The 25811-nt window shown below is 73.0% G+C and carries 24 protein-coding genes and 1 pseudogene; 12 read left to right on the top strand and 13 right to left on the bottom strand.

The genetic code is table 11. The annotated features are described in order from the left end of the window. The first annotated feature begins 133 nt into the window (after window positions 1-133). The 3 genes from AB0E19_RS00205 to AB0E19_RS00195 all read left to right on the top strand — a co-directional run bounded on the left by AB0E19_RS00205 (window position 134) and on the right by AB0E19_RS00195 (window position 2121). Window positions 134-496 (top strand): metalloregulator ArsR/SmtB family transcription factor, encoded by a 363-nt coding sequence (locus AB0E19_RS00205; protein ID WP_362170672.1) that lies wholly within the window; start codon window positions 134-136, stop codon window positions 494-496. Further along, window positions 493-999 carry an N-acetyltransferase family protein gene (locus AB0E19_RS00200; protein ID WP_362170669.1) on the top strand — a complete coding sequence of 169 codons (507 nt, stop codon included), beginning with the start codon at window positions 493-495 and terminating at the stop codon, window positions 997-999. Before AB0E19_RS00205 ends, AB0E19_RS00200 begins: the two co-directional genes overlap by 4 nt. Window positions 1000-1197: 198 nt before the next feature. Then, on the top strand, window positions 1198-2121 hold the full coding sequence (locus AB0E19_RS00195) for a VOC family protein (protein ID WP_362170666.1): 924 nt from the start codon (window positions 1198-1200) through the stop codon (window positions 2119-2121). Window positions 2122-2280: 159 nt separating this feature from the next. Here the strand turns inward: AB0E19_RS00195 and AB0E19_RS00190 are convergent, their stop codons facing one another. The 3 genes from AB0E19_RS00190 to AB0E19_RS00180 form a co-directional block, all read right to left on the bottom strand. Further along, a complete protein-coding gene (locus AB0E19_RS00190; protein WP_362170663.1) occupies window positions 2281-3333 on the bottom strand; it encodes an ArsO family NAD(P)H-dependent flavin-containing monooxygenase in 1053 nt (350 codons plus the stop codon). After that, complete coding sequence (locus tag AB0E19_RS00185; protein ID WP_362172241.1) at window positions 3330-4106, bottom strand: MIP/aquaporin family protein; 777 nt, start codon at window positions 4104-4106, stop codon at window positions 3330-3332. Before AB0E19_RS00185 ends, AB0E19_RS00190 begins: the two co-directional genes overlap by 4 nt. Before the next feature lie 138 nt (window positions 4107-4244). Continuing rightward, window positions 4245-4559 carry a metalloregulator ArsR/SmtB family transcription factor gene (locus tag AB0E19_RS00180; protein ID WP_362170660.1) on the bottom strand — a complete coding sequence of 105 codons (315 nt, stop codon included), beginning with the start codon at window positions 4557-4559 and terminating at the stop codon, window positions 4245-4247. A 214-nt stretch (window positions 4560-4773) separates the two neighbouring features. Between AB0E19_RS00180 and AB0E19_RS00175 the strand changes: the two genes are divergently transcribed. Further along, window positions 4774-5193 carry an arsenate reductase ArsC gene (locus AB0E19_RS00175; protein WP_362170657.1) on the top strand — a complete coding sequence of 140 codons (420 nt, stop codon included), beginning with the start codon at window positions 4774-4776 and terminating at the stop codon, window positions 5191-5193. 5 nt (window positions 5194-5198) lie between these two features. Beyond that, window positions 5199-5449, top strand: a pseudogene (locus AB0E19_RS00170) (thioredoxin-disulfide reductase); the annotation flags it as partial. Between the two features lie 119 nt (window positions 5450-5568). Here AB0E19_RS00170 and AB0E19_RS00165 read toward each other — a convergent pair. The 4 genes from AB0E19_RS00165 to AB0E19_RS00150 all read right to left on the bottom strand — a co-directional run bounded on the left by AB0E19_RS00165 (window position 5569) and on the right by AB0E19_RS00150 (window position 9972). Beyond that, complete coding sequence (locus tag AB0E19_RS00165) at window positions 5569-6864, bottom strand: MFS transporter (RefSeq protein ID WP_362170653.1); 1296 nt, start codon at window positions 6862-6864, stop codon at window positions 5569-5571. After that, a complete protein-coding gene (locus tag AB0E19_RS00160) occupies window positions 6861-7397 on the bottom strand; it encodes a helix-turn-helix domain-containing protein (RefSeq protein WP_362170650.1) in 537 nt (178 codons plus the stop codon). Before AB0E19_RS00160 ends, AB0E19_RS00165 begins: the two co-directional genes overlap by 4 nt. A gap of 196 nt (window positions 7398-7593) precedes the next feature. Further along, on the bottom strand, window positions 7594-8064 hold the full coding sequence (locus AB0E19_RS00155) for an RICIN domain-containing protein (protein ID WP_362170647.1): 471 nt from the start codon (window positions 8062-8064) through the stop codon (window positions 7594-7596). A gap of 246 nt (window positions 8065-8310) precedes the next feature. Continuing rightward, window positions 8311-9972, bottom strand: a complete 1662-nt coding sequence (locus tag AB0E19_RS00150; RefSeq protein WP_362170644.1) for an alpha/beta hydrolase — start codon at window positions 9970-9972, stop codon at window positions 8311-8313. 372 nt (window positions 9973-10344) lie between these two features. Here AB0E19_RS00150 and AB0E19_RS00145 point away from each other — a divergent pair, with 372 nt between their 5' ends. Beyond that, window positions 10345-11409: a mechanosensitive ion channel domain-containing protein gene (locus AB0E19_RS00145; protein ID WP_362170641.1), complete on the top strand. Its 1065-nt coding sequence runs from the start codon at window positions 10345-10347 to the stop codon at window positions 11407-11409. 5 nt (window positions 11410-11414) lie between these two features. On the opposite strand, the gene AB0E19_RS00140 is transcribed toward AB0E19_RS00145, so the two are convergent. Then, window positions 11415-11666: a DUF6479 family protein gene (locus AB0E19_RS00140; protein ID WP_362170638.1), complete on the bottom strand. Its 252-nt coding sequence runs from the start codon at window positions 11664-11666 to the stop codon at window positions 11415-11417. A gap of 148 nt (window positions 11667-11814) precedes the next feature. Here AB0E19_RS00140 and AB0E19_RS00135 point away from each other — a divergent pair, with 148 nt between their 5' ends. Beyond that, window positions 11815-12327 carry a GNAT family protein gene (locus AB0E19_RS00135; RefSeq protein ID WP_362170634.1) on the top strand — a complete coding sequence of 171 codons (513 nt, stop codon included), beginning with the start codon at window positions 11815-11817 and terminating at the stop codon, window positions 12325-12327. 167 nt (window positions 12328-12494) lie between these two features. Here the strand turns inward: AB0E19_RS00135 and AB0E19_RS00130 are convergent, their stop codons facing one another. Beyond that, a complete protein-coding gene (locus AB0E19_RS00130; RefSeq protein WP_362170631.1) occupies window positions 12495-13535 on the bottom strand; it encodes a saccharopine dehydrogenase NADP-binding domain-containing protein in 1041 nt (346 codons plus the stop codon). Window positions 13536-13662: 127 nt separating this feature from the next. Between AB0E19_RS00130 and AB0E19_RS00125 the strand changes: the two genes are divergently transcribed. The 4 genes from AB0E19_RS00125 (at window position 13663) to AB0E19_RS00110 (ending at window position 19846) form a co-directional block, all read left to right on the top strand. Continuing rightward, entirely contained in the window at window positions 13663-14598 is a 936-nt protein-coding gene (locus AB0E19_RS00125) for a helix-turn-helix domain-containing protein (protein ID WP_362170628.1), read from the top strand. A 174-nt stretch (window positions 14599-14772) separates the two neighbouring features. Then, window positions 14773-18213: a phosphocholine-specific phospholipase C gene (locus AB0E19_RS00120; RefSeq protein ID WP_362170624.1), complete on the top strand. Its 3441-nt coding sequence runs from the start codon at window positions 14773-14775 to the stop codon at window positions 18211-18213. Window positions 18214-18386: 173 nt separating this feature from the next. Then, window positions 18387-19586: a cytochrome P450 gene (locus tag AB0E19_RS00115; RefSeq protein ID WP_362170621.1), complete on the top strand. Its 1200-nt coding sequence runs from the start codon at window positions 18387-18389 to the stop codon at window positions 19584-19586. A 50-nt stretch (window positions 19587-19636) separates the two neighbouring features. Beyond that, complete coding sequence (locus tag AB0E19_RS00110; RefSeq protein ID WP_362170618.1) at window positions 19637-19846, top strand: ferredoxin; 210 nt, start codon at window positions 19637-19639, stop codon at window positions 19844-19846. Window positions 19847-19917: 71 nt separating this feature from the next. Here AB0E19_RS00110 and AB0E19_RS00105 read toward each other — a convergent pair whose 3' ends face one another. Both AB0E19_RS00105 and AB0E19_RS00100 read right to left on the bottom strand, forming a co-directional pair. Next, the gene (locus AB0E19_RS00105) at window positions 19918-20316 is read right to left on the bottom strand and encodes a hypothetical protein (protein ID WP_362170615.1); all 399 of its coding nucleotides are present in this window, start codon (window positions 20314-20316) and stop codon (window positions 19918-19920) included. Between the two features lie 342 nt (window positions 20317-20658). Then, window positions 20659-21723 (bottom strand): helix-turn-helix transcriptional regulator, encoded by a 1065-nt coding sequence (locus AB0E19_RS00100; protein ID WP_362170612.1) that lies wholly within the window; start codon window positions 21721-21723, stop codon window positions 20659-20661. Between the two features lie 662 nt (window positions 21724-22385). Here AB0E19_RS00100 and AB0E19_RS00095 point away from each other — a divergent pair. Then, window positions 22386-23975, top strand: coding sequence for a hypothetical protein (locus AB0E19_RS00095; protein ID WP_362170609.1), 1590 nt, complete (start codon window positions 22386-22388; stop codon window positions 23973-23975). Window positions 23976-24021: 46 nt separating this feature from the next. On the opposite strand, the gene AB0E19_RS00090 is transcribed toward AB0E19_RS00095, so the two are convergent. Further along, a complete protein-coding gene (locus AB0E19_RS00090) occupies window positions 24022-24975 on the bottom strand; it encodes a nucleoside hydrolase (RefSeq protein WP_362170607.1) in 954 nt (317 codons plus the stop codon). Window positions 24976-25084: 109 nt separating this feature from the next. Then, window positions 25085-25771: a hypothetical protein gene (locus AB0E19_RS00085; protein WP_362170604.1), complete on the bottom strand. Its 687-nt coding sequence runs from the start codon at window positions 25769-25771 to the stop codon at window positions 25085-25087. Between the last annotated feature and the right edge of the window lie 40 nt (window positions 25772-25811).

Raw genomic sequence — 25811 nt, 5'->3', positions numbered from 1 at the left:
CTTGCTTGTTTCGACGTCTGTCGATCTCCCGTGGTGCCAGCATGGCACTGGATATCGATGAACGTCAACATAGACGTTCATCGATATGAAGGTGCCCCTGGGGCACTGCTTCGACATGTGTCAACATAGACGTATGTCGAATGTGAAGGTGCTGCCGCTGCTCCAGCCCGTCGCCGAGCCGTGCTGCCCGCCGCTGACCGAGAGGCCGCTGACGGCCGACGAGGCCGAGCGGACCGCGATCATGTTCAAGGCGCTCGGGGATCCCGTTCGGCTGAGGCTTTTCTCGGCGGTGGCGTCTCACGAGGGCGGGGAGGCGTGCGTGTGCGACATCTCCGACGTCGGCGTCTCGCAGCCCACGGTGTCCCACCACCTGAAGAAGCTGAAGGAGGCCGGGCTGCTGTCCTCCGAGCGGCGCGGCACCTGGGTGTACTACCGGGTCGAACCGGCTGTCCTCGCCGCGATGGGCGCGCTGCTGACCCGTACCGCCGTCGCGTGAGCGCGCCCGCGCCGTCGCGTGTCGTGCCGCTGACGGTAGGCCACGCCGCCGAGGTCGTCGCGATCTACCAGGCCGGCATCGACGAGGGCAACGCCACCTTCGAGACCACCGCGCCCACGTGGGAGGAGTTCGACGCGGCCAAGCTGCCCGGGCACCGTTTCGCCGCCCTCGACCGCGCGGGCCGGGTCCTGGGCTGGGTCGCCGCGACGAAGGTCTCCGACCGGTGCGCGTACGCGGGAGTGGTCGAGCACTCCGTCTACGTGCACCCCGACGCACGCGGCCGGGGCGTCGCCTCCGCGCTGCTGGCGGCGCTGGTCGACTCCACCGAAGCCGCCGGGATCTGGACGATCCAGTCCGGCATCTTCCCCGAGAACGCCGCCAGCCTCGCCGTGCACGCGAGGGCTGGTTTCCGGGTCATCGGCACCCGCGAGCGGATCGGCATCCACCACGGAGTGTGGCGGGACGTCGCACTTGTCGAACGTCGCAGCTCTCGCATCGACTGACCCCCTGCGACGGCGGCGACAGCTTCCGCCGCGGTGCCGTGGCCCACGCCGATGGCTCTCACTCGGGCATCCGCAACGCCGACAGCATCCTGGCCTACTGGTCGGACAGGGCCAGGGATGTACGGCTCGGTCGGTCGGTCGGTCGGTCTGATCTGGTCCGGTCCAGGAGCTCTTTGAGCCGGGGCCTACGGTGAGGGCATGTCTCACGACCTCACACGCTTACACCACGTCGGGCACGTCGTCAGCGACATGGCACAGGCCATAGCGCTCTACCGGCGGCTCGGATTCCACGTTCCACCGCCCAGCGTTCCGGCGCCGGCACCCCGTGAGGGCGCCGAGCCGGAGCCGTTCGGGGCAGCGAATACCCACGCCGACTTGTCCCGGAGCTTCGTGGAGTTGGTGACCCCGGTCAAGCCTGGGAGCACGGCGGGCCTGCCGCCTGGCACGCGGATCGTTCCGCTCCAGGCGCCCGCGGAGAAGCTTCCCCTGGTCATGTCGCGGATCGAGGAGACCAGCTCCCGGCTTGTCGGATGGCGCGATCGCTTCGAAGGGCTCCACATCCTGATGTTCTCCTCGCCGGATGTCGACGCCGCGGGGCAGCGGCTCGCCGCCGCCGGGGTCGTGCACGGCGGGGTGAACACCGTCGGCCGACCGGTCGAGACCCCTGACGGCGTGCGCACGGAACTCGTCCGCTATCTGGAGATCGACGGCGCGCCGGAAGGCCGGGTCGGCGTCGTTGCCGACGTGGACCCGGAGTTCCAGCACACCCGCCAACTCGACCACCCCAACGGCGCCCAGGACCTCGTCGAGGCGGTGCTGTGCGTGCCGGACGGACAACTCCCCCTGGTGAGCGAGCGGTACGCGCGGTATCTGGGGCGGCCGATCTCCCCAGAGGGGCCGGTCACCCTCCTGACCAGGGCAGAGCTCTCGGATCTGCTTCCGGGGGAGGAGCCGCCGGCGCTCCCGGCGCTCGTCGCCTGCACCGTAGCCGTCCCCGACGTCGCCCGGGTACGTACGCTCCTGGCGGAGAACGGCCTGCCCGTACGAGAAACAGCCCGAGGGGAGCTCTTCGTGCCGGCGGAGGCGTCGCTCGGCGCTGCTCTGATCTTCCGGGAGAGCTGAGAGGGCTGCGTCCGCGACCGTGCGGACGCCGGCCCGAGGAGTGGGTCAGGTGCCTCTGCCGGTGACGCGTCCGTGTTCTCCACCGTCCCTTGAGAGGACACCGACGCAGCATGCTGCGGGTCTGCGGGTCTGCGGGTCTGCGCCGTGGCGACGCCGTCCTCAGCGCACGAGCCCTGCGATCTGCCGTGCTGCCTCGCGCGCCGGGCGGCCGACTCCGATGAGGGTGGCCGAGGCAGGGCCGGTCCAGTCCCCGTAGCCCAGGAGGTGGAGGCGGGGTTCGCCGATGGCCTGGGTGCCGGCGGTGGGGATGTGGCCCCGGGGGCCGCGGAGCCCGAGCGGGGCGAGATGGGCGAGGGCGGGGCGGAAGCCGGTGCACCAGATGATCGCGTCGGCGTCCGTCGTGGTGCCGTCGCCCCGGACGACGCCGCTCGGCGTGATCCGGTCGAACATCGGTTGCGCCTTCAGGAGTCCGGCGTCGCGGGCGGCGCGGACCGGGGGGACGGCGACGATGTCGCCGAGGGAGGTGACGCCGCCCGTGTCGGTGCGGCCTTCGTCGAGGGCGCGGCGGCGGGCGGTGGCGTGGTCGAAGAGGGCGCGGCCGTCGATGTCGTCGGCGAGGTAGCGGGGTTCGCGGAGGGTGACCCAGGCCGGATCGGAGGCGTACGCGAGGTCGGCGGCGATCTGGGCGCCGGAGTTGCCGCCGCCGACGACGAGGACCTTCTGTCCGGCGAACGCCTTCGGACCGGTGTACCCCACGGTGTGGAGCTGGGTTCCCTGGAAGTCCGTACGGCCCGGGAGTGCGGGGACGAAGGGGCGCGACCAGGTGCCGGTCGCACTGACGACAGCGCGCGCCCGCCACGTACCGGAGCCGCTCTCCACGCGCAGGAGCCCGCCGTCGCGGTGGACGCCGGTGACGTGTACGGGGCGGTGCACGGGGAGTTCGTACCGCTGCTCGTAGTCGCTGAGGTACGTGACGACGTGGGCGGCGTCCGGATACGTCTCGCCGGGCTGGGGCGGCATGAGCCTGCCGGGGAGGGAGGAGTACGCGGCCGGGGAGAAGAGGCGGAGGGAGTCCCAGGTGTGCTGCCAGGCCCCGCCGGGCGCCGCGTCGGCGTCGAGGACGACGAAGTCGAGGCCGAGGCGGCGCAGGTGGTAGCCGGCGGCGAGTCCGGCCTGGCCGCCGCCGATCACCACCACGTCCACGGGCTTCACGCGGCGTCGGTCTTCCCGCGCATGAAGATCACGGCGACCAGGGCCAGGCCCACGGCCGCGCCGATCAGCTGCATGCCGATGAAAGCGGGGACGGAGGCGGGGGCGATGCCCGCGAAGGTGTCGGTGAAGGCGCGCCCGATCGTCACGGCCGGGTTGGCGAAGGACGTCGACGAGGTGAACCAGTAGGCGGCGCCGATGTACGAGGCGACCGCGGCGGGCGCGAAGCGGAGCCGGTCGGTGCGGGCCAGGCCGAAGATCAGCAGGATCAGGCCGGCGGTGGCCACGACCTCGCCGAGCAGCAGGTTCCCTGCCGAGCGGTCGTGCGTGGACCACGTCACCAGCGGCTCGCCGAACATCGCGTCCGCGAGCACGGCACCCGCGATCGCGCCCACGATCTGGGCGGGCACGTAGACGGTGAGCTCGCGGGCGCCGACGCCGGCGCCCGGGCCGCCGCGGCGTGCGGTCCACCACTCGGCGAGCGTGACGACGGGGTTGAAGTGCGCGCCGGAGACCGGCCCGAGGAGGGCGATCAGGACGCCGAGGCCGAAGACGGTGGCGGTGGAGTTGGCGAGCAGCTGCAGCGCGACGTCGTCGGTCAGGTCCGTCGCCTGGATGCCGGAGCCGACCACGATCGCCACCAGAGCGGCGGTCCCGACGAACTCCGCGGCGGCTCGGGCGACCAGGGGGGTACGGGGCGGGGTGGCGCCGGGGGCGGGCCGCGGCAGCGGGGCGGTGGCTACGGCCTCGCTCGCGGCGGGCTCGGTAGCGGTCACGGCGGGCTCGGTGGCGGTCACGGGCGAGGTCTCCTCGGACTGGTGAGACGCAGGGGAAGGTGGGTGGGCAGGACCGTTCGACGATGCGCGTCGGGTCCGGCCCGCCCGGCCTGATCCGACGCGCATGGTCGGACAGGCTCAGGGGCAGGAGCGCTTGAAGTTCGCCTCGGCGGTCAGCCGCGCGGTCTGCGCGAGGGCCGCGAACCCGTCGGCGAGCTGCTCGATGACATCGGGCTTGAGCCGGTAGTAGGTGAACCGGCCGCACGGCTCCGTCTCCACGACCCCGGCCTCGCGCAGCACTCTCAGGTGGTTCGAGAGGTTGGTCTGCTTGGCACCGGTCTCCTCCACGAGGTGGGTGGTGCAGAGCGTCTCGCGGGCGAGCAGGGTCACGATCCGGAGGCGCAGGGGATCACCGAGCACCCGAATCAGATCAGCATCGACTGACGTCATCATGGACTGATATTCTCATATCACCTGGAGCTGATACCAGCCTGGGCTGTCGACTCCCGCGAGCGGCGCGCCGCGCACGCCCACGTCCGTACCTGCCACGCGGTGCTGGAGGAGCGGTCCGCCGCCGAGCGACCGGGCGCGCTCGCGCACAGGGAGACCGCGCTCCCGTCCCGTCCCGCCCCCGCCACACGCTCGTCCCTGACCCGAGGAAGAACCGATGACCGCTCCGCTCGCCTCCGTGCTCTTCGTCTGCGTCCACAACGCGGGCCGCTCCCAGATGGCCGCCGGCTTCCTGCGCCACCTCGCCGGCGACCGCGTCGAGGTGCGCTCCGCCGGCTCGCTCCCGGGCGACCGGGTCAACCCCGCCGCGGTCGAGGCCATGGCCGAACTCGGCATCGACATCGCCGACCGGACGCCGAAGGTCCTCACCGTGGAGGCCGCGCAGGCGTCGGACTACATCATCACCATGGGCTGCGGCGACGCCTGCCCCTACTTCCCCGGCAAGACCTACCTCGACTGGGTCCTGGAGGACCCGGCCGGCCAGGGCGTCGAGGCCGTACGCCCCATCCGGGACGCGATCAAGACCCTCATCGAGGGCCTCGTCGCCGAGATCGACGCGAAGCCGCAGAAGGCGTGACCCATGTGACCGCGCCGCCCACCGCCGACGATCGGGAGGTCTTCGTCGGCGGCTCCGGCCCCGCCGGTACACCGCGGCCCTCCACGCCGTGCGCGCCTGGCTCAAGCCGCTTCTCTTCGGCAGCTCGATGTTCGTGGGCGGCTCGCCGACCACCACCACGACCGAGGTCGAGAACGTCCCCGGCTTCCCCATCGGCATCGACGGACCCGACCTCAGGGACGGCCTGCGGGCCCAGGCGGAACGCTTCGGCGCCGAGACGACCGGCGGCCACCGCCTGAACGGCACCGGCGAAGCCGCCGACGTACGCAACGCTCCGCGGACCCACGCACCCCGGGCCGGACGCCTGTCGGGGCCCGTGCCGAGCTGCGGCAGGCGTCACGACGGGTTCGGCGCACTCGCCTGGGCGGGCTCCTTGGACGTCGGCTGATCCGGACCGCCGGCCGGGTCGGCGGCGCGCAGTGCCGCTTCGATCCGGCGGTTGTTGGTCATGGACGCCGTGACGGCCGTCATCGCCAGGAGGAGGATCGCGGCGGCGTAGAGCGGAGTGCGGATGTCGTACGTGGTGGCCAGCCAGCCGCCGAGGAACGCCCCGACGGGGGCCGCGCACATGGCGAGCATGCGGGAGGTGGAGGCGACCCGGCCCATGAGGTGGGCCGGGACGATCGCCTGCCTCAGGGAGGGCGCGAGCACCATCGTGGCCCCCATGCCGGCTCCGCAGACGGCGAGCGCGAGGCCGGCGACGTACGGGTCGGGGGCGACGGCAAGGCCCAGGATGGCGAGCCCTTCGACGGCGGCCGTGCAGGTCAGTGCGGTGCCGGTGCCGAGGCGTCGGCCGAGGAACGAGGCGATGCCCGCGCCGACCAGTCCGCCGGTGGCCTCTGCCGTGAGGAGCAGGCCGAAGCCGTAGGTGTCGATGCCGAGGCGCTCGTGCGCGAAGAGGGCGAGGACGGTCTCCACGGCGAGGAAGGCGATGTTCCCGACCGCCGGACGGAGCGCGAGCCCGAGCAGCAGCCGGTTCCGGAAGACGTACGAGGCGCCTTCCCGCGCCTGCCGGAGCAGTGACTCGCGGGCCTCCGGCACGGGTCGGGGCACGGCGGGAAGCGACCGTACGAGCAGCGCCGAGAGCAGGAACGACACCGCGTCGGCGAGCAGCGGCACCGCTCGCCCGAGCGCGAGCAGCGCACTGCCCGCGGGCGGCCCGGCGAAGCCGGACATGGCGGTCTGGGCGCCGCGCAGGCGAGAGTTGGCGCGCTCCAGGAGCGCGGGGTCGCGGCCGAGCAGATCCGGCAGATAGGCCGTGGCGGCCGTGTCGAAGAGCAGTCCGCCGAGGCCGAGCAGGAAGGCGACGGCCGCGAGCAGCGGAATGCTCAGGGCGTCGAGCGCGGCCGCGGCCGCCGGTATCGCGAGCAGCACCGCACGCGCCGCGTCCGTGACCCACATCGTGCGCCGACGGTCCCAGCGGTCGACCAGGGCACCGCCGAGCACCCCGAAGAGCAGCCACGGCAGCGTCCCGGCGGCCGTGACGACGGCGAGTGCCATCGGATCCCGCGTCAGCGTCAACGCGAGCAGCGGCAGCGCGGCATGTGACACCCCGTCACCGAGCGAGGAGACCGTCTGTGCCGTCCACAGCCGTCCGAACCCCGACGGCAACTTCCTGATGGCTGAGGTCACTTGGCGCTCCCCTCGGCCTGCTCGCGCGAGGCCGGGTGGAACAGCGCGAAGACGAGGGACACGTCCGGCAGCGACGGGTCGGACAGCTCCCGGTACTCCTCCGCCAGAGCCTGCAGCCGAGCCCCCAGCTGCGCGAACTGCTCGTCGGTGAGCCGCAGATGCGCCATCCCCACGTGCCGCTCGTCCGCCGGCGACGCCTCGAGGTCCGCCACCGCGTGCCGCATCAGCAGATCCGGCCCTCCCTCGCCCGGATCGGGCAGGGCGATCGACCGTGCGGCCATCGCGTAGTACCGCTCGGTGACACCCCGCACCTTCCGCGTCCGTACCACCTTCACCAGGCCGGCCCGCTCCAGCAGCCGCACGTGATAGCTGGAACTCCCCTTCGCGAGGCCCACCCGCTCGGCGATCTGAGTGATCGTCGCCGGCTCGAAGCGGAGCACGGCCATGATCCGGTGGCGCGTGAGATTGGAGACGGCGCGCAGCTGCTCGTCCGTGGTGACGTGGAACGTCTCGGGAAGATCATCGGTAGGCATGCGAGTAATGGTCAACGATTCTTGACCATTAGGCAAGGGGGTTGCGCCCGGACTTTCCGCTCCGCTGTCCGACGCGCGGGACCGCGGCGGCGACGAGAGCGAACGCTTCGCCCCCGCCGCCCTCATCAGCTGCTCGGTGGTCACCGCGGGACGGCGTGCCACGTGAGGTGCGCCGGGGCGTGTGTCTCCCTCGGGCTCAGGACCAGCTCTGGTACGGAAGGCTGTTGCACGCCCAGGTGCGGAAGCCCAGGGAGCTGTCGTCGATGCAGCGTGAGGTGTGCTGGTTCTGGAAGCGGACGGTGCCGTCGTTCCAGACCTGGACCCACCAGCTCTGCTCCCGGCTGGAGTTGCAGACGGCGGTGCGGAAGCCGCTGTCGGTGTCCTCGATGCAGCGGCCGGTGTTGATGTTCTTCAACTCACGTGTTCCGTCGCCCCAGACGCGCACGTTCCACCGCTGCGGACTGGAGCCGTTGCAGCTCCAGGTGCGGAAGCCGTTGTCGGTGTCGTCCATGCACCGGCCCGTGGCCTGGTTCTGGAAGGACTGGACGGCGTCGTACGTCCTCGCCTGGCCGGCAGGGCCGGACGAGGCGGCCACGGCGCCGGTCGCCGGGGTGAGGGAGGCGAGGGAAAGGGCCCCGCCGAGCAGAAACGTGGTCGTGACGCGCATGAGATCCGTCGTCTCCTTCGTGTCCGTGGGACTGGCCGGGACACAAACTAGGAGTCCAGGGACGGGGCAGAGCACCCGGAATCGTCCGGAGTGACAACGAGCCCGCGCAGTGTCGTGAGCAGGGCCGCGCCCGCGTGCCCCACGATCATCGACGTCTGCGGAACAGGGTTTCCGGGCGTGGGGCACACGCCCGGAAACCCTTCGTGCCGCTGGTCCGGGGCCTCCCGCGCGGGAAGCCCCGGTCGCTCAGAAGACCTGCGGGGACGGCAGCGGGAGCCGCAGGTCCTGGCGGACCTGCTGCGGTGCCGCACGGCAGGTCACGTCGGCGGCGGGCAGCCGGCCCGTCGTCAGGTAGGCGGTGGCCGTCGCGTCGGCGCAGGAGCCGGAGCCGTACACGCCGTGGCCCTGGCCGCCGAGGACGGTGGCCAGGCGGGCGCCCTTCAGGACCCGGCGCAGGCCCTGGCCGCTGACCAGCGGCGTCTGGGAGTCCCACTCGTTCTGCAGGATCAGCGCCCTTGAGGAGTTGTTCACCCGGGTCGCGGGCTCGGAGCCGGCGGGCCAGAACGCGCACGGCTTGATGTGCGAGGCGATGTCGCCGTAGAGCGGGTACGCCGCCTTGTCGCGGATCGCGTCGCGGCGGTACTGCTCCGGATCCCGGGGCCAGGCGCGGGTGTCGGCGCAGACGACGGACCAGAAGCTCGCGTCCATGTTGTCGTCGGGGACGTCGGGGACGTCGGGGACGCCGGGGATATCCGAGATGTCGGCACCGGCTCGCGTCGCGGCTCGGCCGGCGAACGACGGCGGGGCGGGCCGTTCCGGCACGGTCCCCCGGGACGGCGCCGGCGGCGGGGTGCCGCCCTCGGCGGCGGTCCTCAGCCGGACCACGAGTTCGGCGGCGGCCTGCGGGTCGAAGAAGGAGGCGCGGGCGCCGATCCTGATGTCGTCGCCGGTCAGCCGCATGCCGTCGAGTTCGACCGGGGTGCGGTCGGCGTCCGCGACCATCTTCCAGAAGGCCGCGCGGACCTCGCCGGGGGTGTCACCGAGCCGGTACGTGGCGTCCCGCCGCGCGGTCCACGCGGCCCAGCGGGTGAACGCCGGTTCGGCGCCCTCCGCCCACACCTGGATCATGCCGCGCCAGACCCGTGCCGGGTCGACGGCGCTGTCCAGCACGAACCGGTCGGCACGGTGCGGGAACATCTGGGTGTAGACGGCCCCGAGATAGGTGCCGTAGGAGTAGCCCAGGTACGAGATCTTCCTCTCGCCGAGCACGGCACGGACGACGTCCATGTCGCGGGCGGTGTTGCGGGTGGTGAGGTGGGGCAGGACGGCGCCGTTCCGCGCGCGGCACTTCTCGGCCACGGTCCGCGCCCAGCGCACGTCCCGGTCGAACGACCCCGCCCTGTACGGGCGTTGCCAGGACAGCTCGTCGCCGGTGAGGCCGCAGCTCACCGGCGAGCTGCGGCCGACGCCGCGCGGGTCGAAGCCGATGAGGTCGTACCGCTTCTTCACGGCGTCGGGCAGTTGGGGCGCCATCCACAGCGGCATGTCGAGGCCCGGCCCGCCGGGGCCGCCGGGGTTGAGGAGGAGGACCCCGCGCCGGTCCCGGGGGCTGGTGGCCTTCGCCCGGGAGATCGCGAGGTCGAGCTTCCGGCCGGCCGGGGCGCCGTAGTCGAGGGGAACCTTGATGGTCGCGCATTCGAGGTCGGCGGGCGCCTGCGGGTCGCAGGGCGTCCAGCGCGGCTTCTGTCGTGTGTACGACGCCGACGCGTCGGCGTCGGTGATGGTGGTCGCTGGGGTGGCGGCCGTGACCGCGGTGCGCGGCGGCGCGGCGGCGACGGCGGGGGTCAGGGCGGGCAGGAGCGCCGCGGCGGCGGCGACCGCCACGACGGAGGCTATCCGGGTGCGCACAGGGTGTCAGTTCCTCGTGGGTGCGGAGGGATCGGTCCGCAGCACCCTTTCGCGGATCGTGGCGGTACGGAATCCCGCGCGAGGAGCGGATCGGCTACGCCTCCGGGAGGAGACGGGCCCGGCGAAATGGTCCTTGGGGAGGCGAACGCGCGGGGCAGCTTTTCCGTCCAGGGCCCGGCGGCGTCTCCGCCCCGGGCCCGGCGTCTCCGTCCCGGGCCCGGTCGCCGGTTCGTCACGGGAGGCGGCCGCATCCGTCACCGGCCCGGTCGCCGCCTCGTCACGGGCGCGGCCGGCGGTGCGTACCGGCGGGCCAACCGGGCCTGGGACGCACCGGATTGTTTGGCCGGCACGTCGGTGGTCAGGCGGGAGAGTATGGAGAACTCACTGCGGTTGTTGATCGCCCTGTGCGGCTCCGCGCTGGTCGCGTACGGCGCCGTGCGCGCGGCCGACCTCGCCGCCCGCCGCGCGGACACCCGGCGTCCCGGCACGCCTCTGTGGGGGTTGCTGCGCCGCTGCCGTACACCCCTGTTCGTCGTCCTGTTCACCGCCCTGCTCGGCTGGGCGATGCGCGTCACCGGCTGGACGCCCGCGCAGGAGCACGCCGGGCTCGTCGATCGGCTCCGGACGCTCTGTCTGATCGGGAGCGGTGCCTGGCTGACGGTCCGCGTCGCCACCGCCCTGGTGGAGTCCTCGTACGCGCGTTACGCCGGGCGCACCCGGGACCCGGCGCGGGTGCGGCGGGTGCGGACCCAGGTCACGCTGATCACCCGCGTGGTGTCGGTGGCCGTCGGGGTGATCGCCTGCGCGGTGGCGCTCGTGACCTTCCCCTCCTTCCGGGCGCTGGGCACGTCGCTGCTGGCCTCGGCCGGGATCATCGGCATCGTGGCCGGCGTGGCCGCGCAGTCGACTCTCGGCAACCTCTTCGCCGGCTTCCAGATAGCCTTCGGCGACATGGTCCGGATCGGCGACACGGTCGTCGTCGACGGGGAGTGGGGCCTGGTCGAGGAGATCACCCTGACCTTCCTCACCGTCCGCACGTGGGACGAGCGGCGGGTGACGCTGCCGGTCTCGTACTTCACCTCGCGCCCCTTCGAGAACTGGTCCCGCGGCGGCGCCGAGATGACCGGCACGGTCTTCCTCCACTGCGACCACGCCACCCCGGTCCCGGCGCTCCGGGCGCATCTGCGCGGCTTTCTCGACGAGTGCCCCGGCTGGGACGGGCGAGGCTGGGACCTCGCGGTGACGGACACCTCGCCCACCGGCATCACCGTCCGGGCGCTGGTCACGGCGAAGGACCCGGACGAGCTGTGGACGCTGCGTTGCGGGGTCCGCGAGGAGCTGGTCCGCTGGCTCGCCAGGGAGCACCCGGCCGGGCTGCCGAGGATCGTCACGGGTCCGCCCCCGCACGGCGAGGACGGAGCTCCGTCGCCGGACTGAGGTGCTCAGCCGCGCCGGCCGCCGTCCTCCCGCGGCTCGTCGGGCGTCGACCAGGAATCGTCGCGGGGCGCTCCCGGACGCGGAGCCGTGACGTCGCCGACGGGACGTCGCCGGCGCGCCACGCGGCGGGAGCCCCACCAGAAGGCGCCGAGCAGGAGGGCGACGACGATCAGGCCGACGACGAGGGCGAAGCCCAGGGCGTTGGAGCCCGCCGAGGCGAGCGAGGGGGCGGCCGTGTACGCAATGACGCTGTTCATGGGTGCCTTCCGGTCGGAGGCGGGCGCACGCGACGGGCCCTTCGGGCGGGCCCGTGCGACGGGACACAGGGCGCGTCTCTCCCGTACCGGTGGCCGCAAACGTACCGACGGCCCCACGCACCGGTGAGGCGTCGGGCAAGCTGAGGGCATGAGCGACTTGTACGGTGCCGCCGTCGTCCTGCGCCCCTCGGCCCCTGAGGACGTCCCCGCCCTGGCCGCCATCCGGGCCACGCCCGAGGTGCGGGCCCGTTGGCGGGGGGAGGACGACCTGGCCGGGGAGGTCGCCTCCGACCTGGAGGACCCCGACACGCGCTGTCTGACCATCCGGTTCTCCGACCGGATCGTGGGCATGATCCAGTGGTACGCCGAGGACGAGCCGGACTACCGGCACGCCGGGATCGACCTGTTCCTCGACCCGTCGGTGCACGGCCGGGGTCTGGGCACGGACGCCGTCCGCGCCCTCGCCCGCCACCTCGTCGACGACCACGGCTTCCACCGGCTGGTCATCGATCCCGCCGCCGACAACGCGGCGGCGATCCGCTGCTATGAGAAGGCCGGGTTCCGCCCCGTCGGGGTGATGCGCCAGTACGAACGGGGCGCGGACGGCACCTGGCACGACGGCCTGCTGATGGACCTGCTGGCGGCGGAGCTGGTGCGCTGAGCCGGTCGGGGCGGACGCCCCGAGGCTTCACCCGGACCCGGACCCGGACCCGGACCCGGACCCAGACCCAGACCCAGACCGCACCCGCACCCGCACCCGCACCCGCACCCTCGCTCCCAGGAGCGGGACCGTGAGGGAATCGCATCGGGTCAGGCGTGCTGATCGGGTCAGGCGTGCTGCTGCGGGTGCAGGTCGAAGGTGACGTGCGGGCCGAGCGCGTGCAGGAAGTCGAAGGCGTCGAAGATCTCGCCGGCGGAAGCGACCCCGACGGTCCTGGTGCGGCCGGTCAGGACGCGATCGAGGGCCTCGGCGACGAGGGGCGCGGTGACGGCGTAGATGTCCTGGCCGCCGGCCGTGGCCCGGCGTTCGGCTCCTCCGGAGCGGACGACGACGTCGACGAGGAAGGTCTGATCCGAGCGCCCGCGCTCGTCGGCGGCGGTCGGGGCGGGCGTGTGAGGGGCGGCGACGTCCCGGGCCGCCTCGGCGCTCATGTAGGTGGTCACGTCGGGGATGGAGAGGTGCTGGGGGACGGTGACGACGTCGGCCATGGTGAACTCCCCGATCACCTGCCGCGGTCCCATCGGTTCCGGAAAGGCCCACTCCAGGGTGGGCGCGGCGTCGGTGCGGCGCTCCCACTGCCCGCCGCTGTAGCGCAGGCGGTGGTCGCCGCGGCGCGCGCGGGAGACCGCCCCCGAGAGCCGGGTACCCGTGGTGGGGTGCCAGTTGCTGAGCGCGTAGGCGATGTGCGCCTCGTCGGCCTCGGCCCAGTCGCCCATCGCCGCGGTGGTCAGCAGGTCACCGAGCCCGCCGAAGAAGGCCATGGCCGGGACGATCACCGCGCCCGCGTCCCGGGCCCGCTCGCGGTAGTGGGCGAAGGTGTCGAGGTTGGCCTCGAGTTCGGCGGCCACGTCGAGGTAGGGGATCCGCGCGCGGAGCGCGGCCTCGATGACGGGGCCGGTGGTCGAAGCGAAGGGGCCGGCACAGTTGATCACCGCCGCGGTGCCCGCCAGGGCCCGGTCCAGCGAAGCCGGGTCCTCGACCGACGCCACCCGGGCCTCCAGCCCGTGTTCGCGGGCCATCTCCTCCAAGGCCGGTGCGTTGCGCCCGGACAGCACCGGGGTGAACCCCCGCGCCGACAGCTCCGCGACCACGAACCGACCGGTGTGACCGTAGGCGCCGAACACCGTCACCGGCTTGCCTGACCCCATGAGAATCTCCCGTGCACTCGAACGCCCGCCGCGAGCTCGATCCGCCGCGGCCCGACACACACAGCCTGGCCCTCCGGCAGCACCCCGCACGAGTGTCGGAAACGACATGCCCCGTACAGTTCCGGACATGCCCGCTGTCGCACTGGCCGTCACCGACGGCATGCTCCACTACGAACTGTCCGTGGCTGTCGAGGTCTTCGGATCCGACCTGACCCACCTCGTGGATCCCTGGTACGACTTCTCCCTGTGCGGGAGCGCGCCGGTGCGCGTCGGCCGCTTCCGCCTGGAACCCGACAGAGGACTCGACCAGCTCGCGCACGCGGACACCGTGATCGTGCCCGGCTGGGCCGACACCGACCGTGACCCACCCGTCGAGCTGGTCGAGGCGGTGCGTGCGGCCCACACGGCCGGTGCCCGCGTGGCCTCGCTGTGCACGGGCGCCTTCATCCTGGGCGCGGCAGGACTGCTCGACGGCAGGCGTGCCACCACACACTGGGCCCACACGCGGGAACTGGCCCGGCGTCACCCGGCGGCCACCGTCGATCCGGACGTCCTCTTCGTCGACAACGGCGACGTCCTCACCTCCGCGGGCAAGGCCGCCGCCATGGACCTGTGCCTGCACCTGGTCCGCCTGGACCACGGTTCGGCCAACGCCAACAAGATCGCCCGACGCCTGGTCATCCCGCCGCACCGCGACGGCGGCCAGGCGCAGTACATCGAATCCCCTCTCCCCGCGCAGGGGAACCACCCTCTGGGCGAGCTCTTCCCCTGGGTGCTGCAGCGGCTCGACCAGCCGCTGACCGTGGAGGGCCTGGCCCGCCAGGCCGGCATGAGCTCACGTCACCTCGGCCGCCACTTCAAGCGCCTCACCGGCACCACGCCGCTGCAATGGCTCCACACCCAGCGCATTCGCCACGCGCAGGAACTGCTGGAGACCACCGACGCCACCGTGGACACCGTCGCCGCGGCCACCGGCATGGGCACCGCCGCCACCCTGCGCCGCCACTTCCACCGCAGCGTCGGCGTCCCGCCCGACACCTACCGCCGCACCTTCCGCCCCTGAAAGAGGGCCGAACCCGGCCGACCCCCGGCGCCGGCAGTCCATCCGTCACCGCCCGCCGCATCGTGATCAAAGCTTTGACCTGCGGATTTCGTACGAGTCCCTGGTGTGAACAGTCGGCGAATCCCTGGCGTGACGGGTGTTCGAGGCGCCGTCCCACGTCCTAGCCTCCCCGCCATGTCCGACTTCTCACGCCGTAAGGTCCTCGGCACTCTCGCCGCGGGCTCCGCGCTCTCCGTCCTGCCGCCCTCCCTCCTCACGGCCATGGCCGCCCCCTTGCCGCGCGGTGGCCTCCGGGCCGTCGAGCACGTCATCGTGCTGATGCAGGAGAACCGCTCCTTCGACAACTACTTCGGCACCCTCAGGGGCGTCCGCGGCTTCGGCGACAGCGGGGCGCTGCGACTGCCCGACGGTACGAGCGTGTTCGAGCAGCCCCGCGCCGGCGGGCCCGCCGTCCTGCCGTTCTCCGCGCGGCGGGCGGCCGTCGACGCCGGACGGCCCGAGAGCGACATCCAGTACCTCGGCTCGCTGCCGCACGGCTTCCCCGACGGGGTGCAGGCCCGCGCGAACGGATGGTGGAACGACTGGATCGCGGCCAAGGGCCAGAGCACCATGGCCCACTACGACCGGCGCGACATCCCCCTCCAGTACGAACTCGCCGACCGCTTCACCCTCTGCGACGCCTACCACTGCTCCGTCTTCGGCTCCACGAACCCCAACCGCAACTACCTGTGGACCGGCACCACCGGGTTCGAGCCCAACGGCGGGGGCCGGGCCGTCACCAACGCCGCGTACTCCTACGGCCACGCCGGCTACGACTGGACCACCTACCCGGAGCGTCTGGAGGCCGCCGGGGTCTCCTGGCAGATCTACCAGGAATGGGACAACTTCACCGACAACGCGGTGGAGTACTTCAAGCCCTGGAAGCGGATCGGCCGGAAGATCCTCACCGCCGCCGGGTTCGCCCACGCCACCACCGAGGAGTTCTACGACAAGCTGTGGGCGAAGAACGACAGTGCGCGACAGGCCGATCTGGCCCGGTTCCGCACCGCGGTCGACGCCCTCCCCGAGGACGAGCGCCGGCTCTTCCTCCGCGGCGCCTACCGCTCCGAACCGGGCACCCTGCTCACCCGGATCAAGGCCGACATCAAGGCCGGGACCCTCCCCGAGGTCAGCTGGGTGGTGCCCACGGCCGCACTGTCCGAACACCCCGGCTCCTCCACGCCCGTCGGCAGCGCCGGCCTCGTCTACGACCTCCTGGACGCCATCGCCTCGGACCCCGGGACCTGGTCGAAGACCGCGCTGTTCATCAACTTCGACGAGAACGACGGCTACTTCGACCACGTCCCCGCTCCCACCGCGCCCAGGCCGGACACCGGCGACGGCGACGACTGGGTGGGCGGCCGCCCCGTCGGCCCCGGACCACGCGTCCCGATGACCGTCGTGTCCCCCTGGACGGTCGGCGGGTTCGTGAACTCCGAGCTCTTCGACCACACCTCGGTGATCCGGTTCCTGGAGAAGTGGACCGGCGTCCAGGAACCCAACATCAGCGCCTGGCGGCGCAGCGTCTTCGGCGACCTGACCTCCGTGTTCGACTTCGACCGCGCCTACCGGCAGCCCGAGGTGGAGCAGCCCGGCGCCGTCCCGGTACCGATCGGCCGCTGGAACCCGGTGCCGCCGGCGACGCAGGAGCGGCCCGTCCAGGAGCCCGGCGTCCGCCCCACCCGGCCGTCCCCGTACCGGCTCTCGCTGCACGCCGCCGTCACCGCCACCGAGGTGCGGCTGGGACTCGGCAACGAGGGGCGGCGGGCCGCCGCGATCACCGCGTACCCGGGGGACGGGACCGCTCCGCGCACGTGGACCGTCGCCGGCCGGGACAGCACCACCGGCAGCCTGCCGTACGGCCCCGAGGGCTACGACCTCCAGGTGCACGGCCCCGGCTGGGCACGGTGGGAACTGCGGGGCGCGGGCACCGGCGCCGAGGCGCATGTCGTGGAGCGCGCCCACGCCCGCAGCGTCGACGTGGAGTGCGGCAACCCGTCGGAGCGGACCCGCACGCTCCTGGTGGGGGAGTCCACCCATCCGCGGCGCGGCGAGGGCCGTGTGCAGAGGGTCCGGCTGGCACCCGGCCGCACGCGGACCGTGTCCGTACCGCTCGCCCGCCACGGCTGGTACGACATCGTGGTGCTCGACGAGGACGACCCCCGCTTCCTGCGGCGGATGTCCGGCCGGCCCGCGGACAGCGGACCGGGCGCCACCGACCCGGCGATCGGGACCGGTCCGGCACTGAGCGCGGCCCTCACCCTGCCGGAGCCGCTGCCGCCGTTGACCGCCCCGTTCGTGCAGGGCAGCCCCGCCGAGGTGACGGTGCGCATACGCAACGAGGAGACGGACCGGCTGCGGGACCTCGCCGTGTCGCTGTCGGCACCGGCCGGCTGGACGGTCGAGTCCGCCGGGCCGGTCCCGCGGAGCCTGCCCGGCGGCGGATCGGCGGACCTGCGCTTCACGGTCACCCCCGCGGCGGACGCCACCGGCGCCACCCTCACGGTCGTGGCCCGCGCCGAAGGCGACGGCCTGCTGCGCGTCGCGGACGCCCGGGTCCGGGCCGAGGTCGCCCGCGCGGTGACCCTGACCCTGACCGCGCCGGCGAGCTCCCCCGGCACCGACGGCTGCGCGCTCTACCCCGAGCGGCCGCTGGCCGTGACCGCCACCGTCACCAACGCGGGCAACGCCCCGCTCACCGACCTGTCGGCGGCGCTGGCGGCACCGGACGGGTGGCGTGCCGAGGCGGCCGCCGGCACCCCGGCCTCGGTTCCGGCCCGTACGTCGGTGAAGGTGGTCTGGGAGGTCACGGCGCCGGCCGCGGCGGCCCGCACCTCGGCGACGCTGAAGGCGACCGTCGGCGCACGCACCGCGGGCGGTTCGGCGGTGGAGCAGACGGGGACCCTGGCCACCCGGGTGGGGCCGGTGATGACCGGCTACCTGCTCGCCGAGGACTTCGAGTCCCTCGCCGACCGGCTGGCCCCGGCCACCGACCTGAGCCGTCCGGGGCTGCGGGGCTGGACGCGGACCCCGCCCGAGGGGTGGACGGTCACCAACGCGGCCGGGATGCCCCAGGGGACGGAGGAACTCGACGGCTGGTCGTTCCTGTCCCGGCAGTTCTGGTTCCCGGCCGGCCAGGAACGCGGCGCGTTCGGCCGGTCCCTGGGCATCGTCGCCGTCGCCGACCCGGACGACTGGGACGACACGGGCAGCCCGTCCAGCCGCGGCACCTTCGACTCGACGCTGACGACGCCCGCGGTCGCGATCCCGGCGGGGACCCCGACGCTGTACCTGGGCTTCGACTCCCACTACCGCCAGGAGAGCCCGCAGGAGGCGGAGGTGACCGTGGCCTTCGACACCGGCGCCACCTCTCGGGTCCTGCACTACTCCAGCGCCCCGTCCGGGAACACCAACAACGGCCGCGACCAGCAGAACCGTCTCGTGACCTGTTCCTTCCCGGTGCCGGCCGACGCGCGCTCCGTGAAGGTGGGCTTCCGGGTCCACCACGCGGGCAACAACTGGTTCTGGGCCGTGGACAACATCAGGCTGGGAGCCACCCCGCTCGCCGACGCCTGACCGACCGCGCCCCCAGTCCCCAGCCCCCCCCACCCCCGCCCGCCGGAGTCGGCCGGGGGTGGGGGCCAGGCCGGGATTGGCCGAACTCCGCGTAGACCGGATAGATGCCTGAGGCATGTAGTGGGTGTGGCGCCAACGCCGGAGCCAACGATCCGCCGTCTGCGAGGTCCCTGATGACGACAACGGAAGACGCCGTCGCCTTTCCCCAGAGCCGATCCTGCCCCTACCACCCCCCGGCCGCGTACGACCCCCTTCGCAAGGACCGTCCCCTGTCCCGGGTCACCCTGTGGGACGGCCGGGAAGTCTGGTTCGTGACCGGACACCGGACCGCGCGGGCCCTGTTGGCCGATCAGCGCCTGTCCACCGATTCCACCCACCCGGACTTCCCGATCCCCACCGAACGTGCCCAGGCCCTCCGCAGCCGCCGGCGCGCCGCGCTCCTCGGGTGGGACGACCCCGAGCACAACGTCCAGCGCAGGATGCTGATCCCGAGCTTCTCGCTCAAGCGCACGGACGCCATGCGTCCCCGGATCCAGGCGACCGTGGACAGGCTGCTCGACGCCATGGAGGCGGCCGGTCCGCCGGCCGAGCTGGTGAGCGCGTTCGCGCTGCCGGTGCCCTCGATCGTCATCTGCGACCTGCTGGGTGTGCCGTACGAGGACCACGACTTCTTCGAGGAACAGTCCCGACGGCTGCTCCGCGGCCCCACGGGGGAGGACATCGAGGACGCGCTGGCCCGGCTGGAGGGCTACCTCGGCGAGCTCATCGACGGCAAGCGCGCCAAGCCCGGCGACGGCGTCCTGGACGACCTGGTCGCACGGCAGGCGCGCGAGGGCGGTCCCGACCGCGAGGAGCTGGTGCAGCTGGCGACCATCCTGCTCGTCGCGGGGCACGAGACCACCGCCAACATGATCTCTCTGGGTACGTACACGCTGCTGCGTCACCCCGAGAGGATGGCGCAGCTCCGCGCGGATCCGAGCCTGCTGCCGACGGCCGTGGAGGAGCTCCTGCGGTTCCTGTCGATCGCGGACGGCATGCTGCGCGTGGCCCGTGAGGACCTGGAGATCGAGGGGACGGTCATCCGCGCCGGCGAGGGGGTGGTCTTCTCCACCTCCCTCATCAACCGCGACGGCGCGGTCTACGCCGACCCGGACGCACTCGACTGGGAGCGCACGGCCCGGCACCACGTCGCCTTCGGCTTCGGCATCCACCAGTGCCTGGGCCAGAACCTGGCGCGCGCGGAACTGGAGATCGCCCTCGGCACGCTGCTGCGGCGCCTGCCCGGCCTGCGACTCGCGGCACCCGCCGAGGAGATCCCCTTCAAGCCCGGCGACACGATCCAGGGGATGCTGGAACTCCCCGTCGCCTGGTGAGCGCCCCCGCCAGGCGAGAATCCGGCCCCACGAGAAGGGAAGGCCCACGGGTGCGCATCTCCATCGACCCGGACATCTGCATGGGGGCGGGCCAGTGCGCCCTGGTCTCTCCCGATGTCTTCACCCAGGACGACGACGGCTTCGGCACCGTCCTGCCCGGCCGCGAGGACGGAGCGGGCGGGACCCTGGTCCGCGAGGCGGCCCGCGCCTGTCCCGTCCAGGCGATCAGCCTGGAGGAGGCACGGGCCCCGGACCGGTAAGGAGAAGGGCGGGCGCGCGTGCACGGGTGTCGGGGGCGCGGTCACCCGCGCCCCCTTGGTGTGCCGTGCCGTCAGGTGAGGAACCACAGCAGCGTGACCCGGATGTCGAGGTCCTCGGGCCAGTTCACTCCGACGCGGACCCCCACCTTGCCCTGGTCCATGGCCACCAGTTGGTGGAGGGTGACGGCCGCGGCTCCCATGACGGGCTTGTCGCTGGCCCTGTTGTACTCGGTGACGGAGCCGAGCACCATGGCGTGGGCTCCCTTGAAACCGGGGACGTCCAGGATCCGCTCGAAGACGCCGTGGCCCCTCATCTCGAAGGGTTGGGAGGCCATCTCCGGATTCAGCAGGGCCTTGCCCTCGATCCCGCCCGCAGACGGGATGACTTCCTCGGCCCGGGCCTGCACCACGCCGCTGTTGTCGCGTGCCGTGTCGCTGGTGGCGGCTTCTCGAAGAGTGTTGTGCGTCATGTCCTCGTCCTTTCGGTGAGGAGGATCCCGACGGGGCGGCGCCAGGCCGGTGCCCTCCTGTCGTGTGCGTCAGGCCGGTACGGGGGTCTCCGGCGGACCGGACCGTTCGCGCCGGCGGCTCGACGAGGGTGTTCGCCCCGTCCTCGTTGTGCGAGCCGGCCGGCTGGGTACCGGTCTTCCCTTTCATGGTGGGCCGGATCCGCGGCGCCGCGACCCCCTGATGTCAGGGATGGACGGACGGCGGAACAGGAGGCGCCGGATCGGCCGGAGCGGCCCCGTACGGAACGCTTCCGGGACACCGCCTCGCCGAACGGATCAGGGACGGCCCCGGCGCCGACAGGGTCAGCGGGTGAGCGCCGCGCCGAGTTCGTCCCGCCCGTCCGCTCCGGTCTTGCGGAAGACCGACTTGAGGTGGTCGTTGACCGTGTACGCGGACAGGTCGAGGCGGCGGGCGATCTGCTTGACGGACGCCTTCGTGCGGAGCTGCGTGACGACGTCGCGTTCCCGGGGGGTGAGGGAGTACCACGCGCACAGGGACGGCAGGACGAGGTCCCAGGTGGCCCCCTGGACGACGAGGGCGACATCGCCGGTGGCGCCCCCGTCGAGCACCTGGCCCTGGCAGGTGGTCCAGCGGCCGCAGACCGCCGGGGGCGCGCACACCAGAGGGAGCGAACCGCCCCGGCGGCGGGCCTCCGCCCGGGTGACGAGGGAGAGCGACAGGAGGAAGGCTTCCGGTACCCACGAGGGGATGGCGCGCGCCGCCCACTGGTCCAGCCAGAGCTGCGCCTGCGGGCTGACCGCCTTGATCCGGTGGTCGGGGCCGACGGTGATCACGCCCGGCGACAGGGGCGGAACCTCGGGGCAGAGCGGGCCGGCGGTCGCGTACCGGCGCAGGGCGGTCAGCAGCGCGGGTACGAGCCGAGCCGCCCGCTCGGCATCGTCCTGGCCGAACGGCGCCGTACCCGCGCAGCGGAGCAGCCCGAGCGCTCCCCACACGCCCCGCCGGTCCCGCAGCAGCAGACGCAGCTCGGAACTCGCCCCGTGGGCGGTGAGGATCTCCCGCATGCGCGGGTCCGTCACGGGCGAGCCGTCCGTGGCGGCCCCCACGACGACGGCCGGGGTCCGCAGGAGCGTCGGGATCGCCGGCCGCTGCGGGCCGCCTCCCAGGTGCCGGTGCATGACGAGCGCCCGGACCAGCGCGGGGTCGTACTCGTGCCAGAAGCTGAAACTGCCGAGCCCGGGACCCGTCGCGGGGTCGGTCCCCACCAGACTCAGGCCGTCGTGGGCGACGATGGGGGCGAGCACCCGCGAGATCCCCGCTCCTACCTGCTCGGGGCCGGTGCTCTGGCTCGCCGCCGCGTAGAGGTCACCTGCCAGACGCCTGTCGTCGAAGAACGTGAGGCCCATATCGCACCATTATCCCCGTATGTATGGAGTGTGGCCCGGCCTGCCCGGGAATCCGGGCAGGGAGCAGGAATCCGGACAGGGACCGGGAACCTGGGCAGCCAAGGACCCGGACAGGCCTCGCCCCACAGATGACCGATCACGCCGTGCGGGGGCGGGGAGTTCGTCGCCCGGCCGCTGGTCACCGGTCACCGGGTCACCGGCGAGCGGTCCGGGCCTGCCCGCCAGGACGACGGGGGAGCCCACCGAGGGCCCTGGGCGTCACGGCGCCGCCTCGGCCCGACCGTCCGGATCCACTCGCTACCTCAGGTCCGGCAGCGACACGTCCGAGGGCCTGGAGCGCGTCCGACCCAGGGCGCGGTCGCCGGCCGGGTCGCGGCCGACCGACGCGAGTTCTCCGGCGATGCCGTCGTGGCCGGCGGCGTCCCTCCGCTGTGGGGATCATGTGCGGATCGGGGGAAGGTCCTGCACCGGTCCGCGGGGGTTCGGACCTCCCGGGGACAACCGCGCCCTCGGCCGCAGGGGCGTATAGCCTCCCAAACCGTCGCCAAGTCCACCTCCCCGGCGACTCCCTGACGTTCTGTCGATCAGGTTTGCGCGTTGCTCCGGCGTTCTGGAAGCCTCCGTGTCACTTGTCCCGCACATGAGCACGGAGGCACGCTCACATGCCCTCAAGGCGAATACGCCGCGCCTGGTTCACCGCCGCCGTCGCGGCCTCGCTCGCGTTCACCGGCCTGGTGGCCCCGGCTCAGGCCGAGGACGCGCCCGTCACGGACCCCACGATCCAGGAGCCCCTCACGGCCGAGGCCGCGCCCGCGCCGTTCGCGGCCACCGCCTGGACCTCGCCCGGCGGCGCGGCCTCGCCGGGCGACTTCACCCTGTCGCCCGGCGCGCTGAACGCCGAGACCACGACCCGGGTCGCCCGGCTGGACGCCGTCCTGCCCAAGTCGGGCGTGCAGAACCTCCTCGCCGGAGCGAACCGCACGGCCGAACCGTGGTGCTCCCGTGACCCGTTCGGCACCGCGTCCGACCCCGACGTCAAGTACTGCCTCCAGAGCGACGACTCCGTCTCGCGCGAGTGGGTGCCCCAGGGCATCACCGGCGTCTCCGACGCCAAGGACAACGAACTGTGGGGAGAGGCCGGGAACATCCAGCTCTTCGCCTCGTACGACGGCTGGGACCCGGGCCGCGAGACCGACCCGGACCCGGCGACCGGCGACTGCACCGCCGCCGAACTGGCCGCCGACGACGCCTGCAGCCAGAAGGGCGTCCGGATCACCTTCGTCCAGAGCCGGACCAACCCGGCCACCGGCAGCCCCGAGACCAAGTACCGGCACGTCCTGCTGGGCTGGACCTACGTGAACTCCGCCGACCACGTCTCCTTCGACGGGCTGCACGCCGCGGAGTACCCCATCCAGAAGGGCGTCCACGCCGGCGGGATCGTCTGGTACGGCAACTACCTCTACGTCGCCGACACCCGCAACGGCCTGCGCGTCTTCGACATGCGCACCATCATGGACCTGGACCCGGACGGCGACCCCGCCACGCACGACGCGATGGGCACCGACACCGACGGCGTGCAGACGACCGCGAACGTCCAGGACAAGACGAAGGTCGGCCGGCACAACAACGTCTGGTACAGCTTCGGCTACCGCTATGTGATGCCGCAGGTCGCCGCCTGGAAGTTCAAGGCGACCCAGAGCAACCCCAAGGGCTCCTACGCCTGCGTCTCGACCGGCGCCCCGAAGGCCTCGTACATCTCGCTCGACCGCAGCACCACCCCGGACCGGCTGCTGATGGGCGAGTACTGCCGTCCGCAGTCCGGCTACCCGTCCACCGGGCGCATCGCCTCGTACCCCGTCGCGGCCCTGGAGGGACGCTCCGCCGACGTGCCCGCGGAGGGCTGGGCCAACTACCTGCCCCTGACAGGCGGCGGCGCGCAGGGAGCGGCGGCGAACGGCGGCACGCTGTACGTCAACGAGTCCAAGGGCACGGACGAACCCGGCAACCTCTGGCGGTACCAGTGGAGCAACGGTCAGCTGGTCCAGGACGGCCAGGCCGTCAGGACCGCCCGAGGCGCCGAGGACCTCTACCTGGAGCGCGGCACCGGCCGCCTGTGGTCCCTCTCCGAACACCGGCCCGGGTCGGCGTCCGACTGCACCGCGAATCGGGACGCCGCCGATCCGGTGGGCACCGACTACTGCCAGCGGGTGCTCTACGGGCACAAGCTGAGCTGGCTCGACGCCCAGCCGTAGTCCGGGAGCCCGGGTGCCCGGGAGCCGGGTTCCCGGGATCCCGGGTTCAGGTCCCGGCGGGCCCGCCGAGCGTGCGTACGGCCTCCACGATCAGGTCCCAGAACCGGTCCGCGTCGACGTCGGTGGCGACGTCGACGCCGGCCGGCCGGCCCGTCACCCCGTGCAGGTCGACCACCGTCGCGCCCCGGGTGTGCGTCCCGTCCAGCTCCACCGTCACCGCCGCCCGGACGACACGGGCCAGCGCCGGATCGATCAGGTGGGCGACCGTGAGCGGATCGTGCAGCGGGGGCGCGTCGAAGCCGAACACCTCGCGGTAGGTGGACGCGAAGTAGGTGAGCAGCTCGACACAGAGCCGGCTCAGCGGGGTGCCGAGGGCGGCGATCCGGGCGACCACCTCGGGGGTGGCCCGCACCTGGTGGGTCGCGTTGAGGCCGAACATCGTCACCGGCAGCCCGCTGCGGAAGACGATGTCGGCCGCCTCCGGGTCGCACAGGATGTTGAACTCGGCGGCGGGCGTGGTGTTCCCCCGTTCCGTCGAACCGCCCATGAGCACGATCCGCCCGATGCGGGCGGCGAGTTCGGGATGCGCGAGCAGCAGCACCGCGATGTTGGTGAGCGGCCCGGTCGGCACGAGCGTCACCGGCTCCGGGTGCGCCAGAAGGGTGTCCCGCAGCAGGGCGAGCGCGTCGCGCGGGTCCTGCGGCACGTCCGGCTCGGCCGTGCCGAAACCGGGGCCGTCGAGCCCCGAGGCGCCGTGGATGTCCTCGGCGACCCGGCCCGGTCCGCGCAGCGGCCGGGCGCGGCCCGCGGCGATCGGCACGCCCCGGATCCCGGCCGCCGCGCACACCCGCCGGGCGTTGAGCGTGGTCTTCTCCACCGTCTGGTTGCCCGCGACGGTGGTGATGGCGAGCAGTTCGACCGCCGGATGGGCGGCGGCGAGGAGGATGTTGAACGCGTCGTCGTGACCGGGGTCGCAGTCGAGAATCACGGGAACCGGCATGCCCCCACCGTCCCACATCCGGCCTCGCCCGGCCCCGTCCACGGCGCGGTGGCAGTCGCCGGCTCGGGAGAGGGAGGGGAGACGCACGTCGTGGGGTGAACGCCTCGCGTCACCCGTAGAGTTCGGTGGCCGAAGACGTCCGCCGGGGGTGAGCGGTCGGGGTCGTGTAGGCGAAGTTCAGCACGGTACGACGCAGGCCCGGGCGTGTCAGGGGCGTGACGCGGTGCGCGGTGGTGTCGCTGCGGAGCAGGTAGGCGTCCCCGGCGTGGTGGTGGGCGGTGCGGGCGTGGCTGTCGTCCAGGTTCCGCAGGGACGCGGCCCGGGGCAGGAAGTGGACCAGTCCGCCGTCCGCGGGGTCGTCCGGCGCTTCGAGGAAGAGGACGAGGGCGAACGGGTGGTCGTCCGTGTGGGCGCCGTGGGTGTCGCCGGCGCGGTGCAGGATGTTCAGCACGTGCCGCTCGACGGGGTCCTCGACCTGGACGACGGGCTCGCCGGCCACCTGTCCCACCAGGCCGATGAGGTTCCGGTCCCGGTACAGCGCGGGGATCAGCCCGGACGTCTCGCTGATGACGTGGCCGCCGAGGGTCGTCATGTGGCGGGGCGAGTCGTCCATGCACTCCATCGCGAAGTCGCGGCGCCGTGCCCTGGCCTCCAGGCCGGTGGCCTCCCGTCCCAGTGCGGCGAGCCCGTCGCCGGTCAGCAGCCCGGGCAGGGCGAGGTAGCCGTCCCGCGCGAACCGGCCGGCATGGCCGGGCCCGAGGCGCGTGAGGACGTCGGCGTCGAGGAACGGGGACACGGTAGGACTCCGGGGCGGGCGGCGACATGTTCCCGTCTGC

It is taken from the genome of Streptomyces sp. NPDC047974 (assembly GCF_040653375.1).
Taxonomy (GTDB): Bacteria; Actinomycetota; Actinomycetes; order Streptomycetales; family Streptomycetaceae; genus Streptomyces.
This window is presented reverse-complemented; position numbering and strand designations above follow the sequence as displayed.